At 39.9% G+C, this 649-nt stretch carries 1 protein-coding gene; it reads left to right on the top strand.

Annotated elements, in window-relative coordinates; all coding sequences use genetic code 11:
* The coding region (locus KIV40_RS32670) for an ABC transporter transmembrane domain-containing protein (protein ID WP_285353522.1) at positions 1 to 649 on the top strand (649 nt) is incomplete at its 3' end.

Raw genomic sequence — 649 nt, 5'->3', positions numbered from 1 at the left:
ATGTCTATAGATAACGATGGAAATACTTGGGCTAACTTTAAACGTCTTTGGGTATACATAAAAGCGTACAAATCAGGCCTGCTGGTAGCTGTTATTGCTTTGGTAATAAACGCGATATCAGACACTTATATGATTTCTTTACTGAAGCCGTTACTTGATGAAGGTTTCGGAAACGCTGATTCGGATTTTTTACGTACATTGCCTTTAATCATCTTTATAATGATGTTTATTCGTGGAATCAGTGGTTTTGTATCTACTTATTGTTTGAGTTGGGTCTCGGGCAATGTGGTAATGACAATTCGCCGTCAGATATTCAATCATTTCATGCATATGCCTGTTTCGTTCTTTGATAAAGAGCAAACAGGTGCACTCCTATCTAGAATTACTTATGACTCGGAGCAAGTATCTGCCGCGACTAGCCAAGCTTTAGTATCTATCGTAAGAGAAGGTGCGAGCATTATCGGCTTGTTGGTACTGATGTTTTGGAATAGTTGGCAGCTATCTTTAGTTTTATTTGCGGTCGCTCCCCTAGTTGCTTTTGGTATTAACTTCGTGTCTAAACGGTTCCGGAAAATCTCTAGGAATATGCAGACGATGATGGGCAAGGTAACTACTTCCGCTGAGCAGATGTTGAAAGGCCATAAAGTAG

The sequence above is a fragment of the Vibrio sp. D173a genome, assembly GCF_030248475.1.
Note: the sequence above shows the minus strand (reverse complement) of the source record. Positions and strands in the feature narration are given on the sequence as shown.